At 65.1% G+C, this 3,780-nt stretch carries 4 protein-coding genes and 1 pseudogene; all 5 read right to left on the minus strand.

Annotation, left to right across the window (positions count from 1 at the left end; genetic code table 11):
* Positions 1-199: 199 nt before the first annotated feature.
* Positions 200-1,138: an aspartate carbamoyltransferase catalytic subunit gene (locus QM612_RS04155; RefSeq protein WP_415252634.1), complete on the minus strand. Its 939-nt coding sequence runs from the start codon at positions 1,136-1,138 to the stop codon at positions 200-202.
* 152 nt (positions 1,139-1,290) lie between these two features.
* Entirely contained in the window at positions 1,291-1,764 is a 474-nt protein-coding gene (gene ruvX / locus QM612_RS04160; RefSeq protein ID WP_415252635.1) for a Holliday junction resolvase RuvX, read from the minus strand.
* A 9-nt stretch (positions 1,765-1,773) separates the two neighbouring features.
* Entirely contained in the window at positions 1,774-2,340 is a 567-nt protein-coding gene (locus QM612_RS04165; RefSeq protein WP_415252636.1) for a YqgE/AlgH family protein, read from the minus strand.
* A 57-nt stretch (positions 2,341-2,397) separates the two neighbouring features.
* The gene (locus QM612_RS04170) at positions 2,398-3,528 is read right to left on the minus strand and encodes a PilT/PilU family type 4a pilus ATPase (protein WP_415252637.1); all 1,131 of its coding nucleotides are present in this window, start codon (positions 3,526-3,528) and stop codon (positions 2,398-2,400) included.
* Between the two features lie 50 nt (positions 3,529-3,578).
* A pseudogene (locus tag QM612_RS04175) lies at positions 3,579-3,780 on the minus strand (twitching motility protein PilT); the annotation flags it as partial.

The raw sequence follows: 3,780 nt of genomic DNA on the forward strand, positions 1-3,780 counted from the left end.
AGGGAAGCTCTGAACAACTCCCGAAACGTCATCCCGGCGAAAGCCGGGATCCAGCTTTTTCAATGACTTACCAAAGAGCTAGATTCCGGCTTTCGCCGGAATGACGGCTTGTTCAGACCTTCCTTAGACATATGCAAGCGGAGCAAGCTCCGCTTCTACATCAGCATGCGCACGCTTGTAGAAGCCGAGCTTGCTCGACTTACGCTGCAGCGAGCAACGCCTCCAGCGCCGCCATCCGCACCGCCACGCCGTTGGCGACCTGACGCAGCACGCGGGATTGTGGGCCGTCGGCGACTTCGTCGGTGATTTCCACGCCACGGTTCATCGGGCCGGGATGCATGACGATGGCGTCGGGCGCGGCGCGGCGCAGGCGCGCGCTGGTCAGGCCGTAGTCGCGGTGGTAGTCGTCCAGTGATTCCACCAGCCCTTCGCTCATGCGCTCGCGCTGCAGGCGCAGCATGAAGATCGCGTCCACGCCTTCCAGCGCGGCATCGAAATCGTGGGTGACGAAGCAGCCGTGCAGGGTGTCGTCATCGGGCAACAGGGATGCCGGGCCGCACACGCGCATCTCGCTACAGCCCAGTGTGCGCAGTGCATGCAGGTCGGAACGGGCGACGCGCGAATGCTTCACGTCGCCAACGATCACGACCTTCAGCTTCGAGAAATCCTCGCCCTTGGCCTGCCGCAGCGTGAGCATGTCCAGCAACCCTTGCGTCGGGTGGTGGCTGCGCCCGTCGCCGGCATTCAGCACGGCAGTACCCGGACGCGCGGCCTGCGCCAGCGCCGCCACCGCGCCATCGCCCTTGTGGCGCACCACGAAGCCGCGCACGCCCATCGCCTCGATGTTGCGGAAGGTATCGAGGTCGGTTTCGCCCTTGGTGGTCGATGAGGTGGAGGCATCGAAGCCGAGCACATGCGCGCCCAGCCGCTGCGCCGCCAGCTGGAAGCTCAGGCGGGTGCGGGTGGATGGCTCGAAGAACAGCGTGCAGACCGCAACGCCGGCCAGCGCCTGCGGTGCCTGCTCGCCTTCGGCGAAGGCCTGTGCGCGGCGCAGCAGCGCTTCCAGTTGCGGGCGAGGCAGGGCATCCAGCCCCAGCAGGTGACGGATGCGGTTGTCGGTATCGGGGGATGCGCTCATGGACGTGGATTGTCGCCGAAACCCCTCAATGCCGTCATTCCGGCGAAAGCCGGTCGCTTTTCACAGACGCATGCATGTGTATCCAGTTCTTCAACTACAACATGCAAAAGCTGGATTCCGGCTTTCGCCGGAATGACGAGCGCAAGGCAACATCAGGAAATCGCCACCGCATCCCTTGGCGAGGCCAGCCAGCGTTCGATGATGACGGCAGCGGCGACTGCATCCAGCAGGTCGGCATCGCGGCGCTTGCTGCCGCCGCTGGCGCGGGCCTGCGCGAAGCGGCGCGCAGCTTCCTGCGAACTGTTGCGTTCGTCCATCATCGCCACCGGCAGCTTCATGCGTGCGTGCAATTCGCGGGCGAAGGCGCGGGCCGCCTTGCGGATCGGCTGGTCGCCGCCGTCCAGCGTCATCGGGTCGCCGACGATGAAACCATCCGGTCGCCATTCGCGTTGCAGCCGTTCGATCTTCGCCCAGTCCGGGCCGGCCTCGTGCATGTCCACCACCGCCACCGCGCGCGCGCTGCCGGTCAGGGCATTGCCCACCGCCACGCCGATCCGGCGCATGCCCACGTCGAAGCCGAGCACGGTGCCGTCAAGCCGGATCGCGGGTGCTTCAGGCTCACTCATGCAGGCGGCTCATGCGTGGCCGCTGTGGCCGGCGTAATTGACCAGATCCACGCCGATGCCGGCGGCGGCAGCCTGCCAGCGCTGCGGCAGCGGCAGGTCGAACAGCAGTTCATTGCGGCTGGGCACCATCAGCCAGCTGTCATCGACCAGCTCCTGTTCCAGCTGGCCCGCGCCCCAGCCTGCACAACCCAGCGCGACCACCGCCTGCGCCGGGCCTTCGCCGCGCGCCATGGCTTCCAGTACGTCGCGCGAAGTGGTCAGGTACAGGCCATCGCCGACTTCCAGACTGGAATCCCAGGTGCGCTGACCATCGTGCAGCACGAAGCCGCGCTCCGGATGTACCGGCCCACCGGCCAGCACGATCCGCGATTGCAGTTTTTCGTCATCGCTGTCGATGCCCATCTGCTGCAACACATCGCCAACCGTGTATTCGGAAGGCCGGTTGACCACCACGCCCATCGCCCCGTCGCCATCGTGCTGGCAGATCAGGGTGACACTGCGCTCGAAGTTGGGATCGTGCAGGGACGGCAGCGCGACCAGCAGATGGTTGCCAAACCCGGGGGCGTTCTCGTCCATGCGGGACATTCTATGGCGCAGCGTTGCCGCGACGCCATCGTGCGTGGCGCGCGTGCATCAACGCGCCTCCGCAACCTCCACGCCATCCAGCCCCTGCGCCAGCGTGCGGGCGTCGCCGCCCTGCGCCAGCTTGATGCGCAGGCGCACTTCGTTGGCGGAGTCTGCGTAGCGCAGCGCGTCCTCGTAGCTGATCTCGCCAGCCTGATACAGCTCGAACAGGCTCTGGTCGAAGGTCTTCATGCCCAGTTGCACGGAGTCCTTCATCACTTCCTTCAGCTTGTGGATCTCGCCGTCGCGGATGTAGTCCTGCACCAGCGGCGTGCCCAGCAGGATTTCCATCGCCACGCGGCGCGCCTTGCCGTCCGGCGTCGGCACCAGTTGCTGCGCGACCACGCCCTTGAGGTTCAGCGACAAGTCCATCAGCAGCTGGTTGCGGCGGTCTTCCGGGAAGAAGTTGATGATGCGGTCCATCGCCTGGTTGGCGTTGTTGGCATGCAGGGTACACAGCACAAGGTGGCCGGTTTCGGCGAAGGCGATGGCGTGATCCATGCCCTCGCGGGTGCGCACCTCGCCAATCATGATGACATCGGGCGCCTGACGCAGGGTGTTCTTCAGCGCGTTTTCCCAGCTATCGGTGTCGATGCCGACCTCGCGCTGGGTGATGATGCAGCCGTCGTGCTTGTGTACGAACTCGATCGGGTCCTCGATCGTGATGATGTGGCCGGTCGAGTTGGCATTGCGATAACCGATCATCGCCGCCAGCGACGTGGATTTACCGGTGCCGGTCGCACCCACGAAGATGATGATGCCGCGCTTGGTCATCGCCAGCGTCTTGATGATCGGCGGCAGGTTCAGTTCTTCCACCGTGGGGATGCGCGTCTCGATCCGGCGCAGCACCATGCCCACCTGGTTGCGCTGGTAGAAGCAGCTCACGCGGAAGCGGCCCACGCCGGACACGCCGATGGCGAAGTTGCATTCGTGGGTCTTCTCGAACTCTTCGCGCTGGCTTGGCGTCATCACGTTCAGCACCAGATCACGCGACTGCTGCGGCGTGAGCGGGCTCTGGGTGATCGGGCTGAGCTTGCCGTGCACCTTCATCGACGGCGGCATGCCGGCGGTGATGAACAGGTCAGACGCCTTCTGGTGCGCCATCAGCTTGAGGAACGAAGTGAAGTCGATGCTGCTCATCCGCGTGGCTCCGGTTTGGCTGTCGCCTGTCCTGTGCTTTCAATGCCCGTTCATTCGAACAGGCGCTTGTCCTTGGCGTACTCGCGCGCCTGCTGGCGGCTGATCATGCCGCGCTTGACCAGATCCTGCAGGTGCTGATCCAGCGTCTGCATGCCGAAGTTCTGGCCGGTCTGGATGGCCGAGTACATCTGCGCCACCTTGTCCTCGCGGATCAGGTTGCGGATGGCCGGGGTGCCGACCATGATTTCCCAC

The sequence above is a fragment of the Thermomonas sp. genome, from assembly GCF_047606765.1.
GTDB lineage: Bacteria > Pseudomonadota > Gammaproteobacteria > Xanthomonadales > Xanthomonadaceae > Thermomonas.

What these genes read in the sequence shown, in the direction of transcription:
- QM612_RS04170 (WP_415252637.1), bottom strand. Translation starts at nt 3,528, where the DNA reads ATGAGCAGCATCGACTTCACTTCGTTCCTCAAGCTGATGGCGCACCAG.
- QM612_RS04165 (WP_415252636.1), bottom strand. Translation starts at nt 2,340, where the DNA reads ATGGACGAGAACGCCCCCGGGTTTGGCAACCATCTGCTGGTCGCGCTG.
- QM612_RS04155 (WP_415252634.1), bottom strand. Translation starts at nt 1,138, where the DNA reads ATGAGCGCATCCCCCGATACCGACAACCGCATCCGTCACCTGCTGGGG.
- ruvX (WP_415252635.1), bottom strand. Translation starts at nt 1,764, where the DNA reads ATGAGTGAGCCTGAAGCACCCGCGATCCGGCTTGACGGCACCGTGCTC.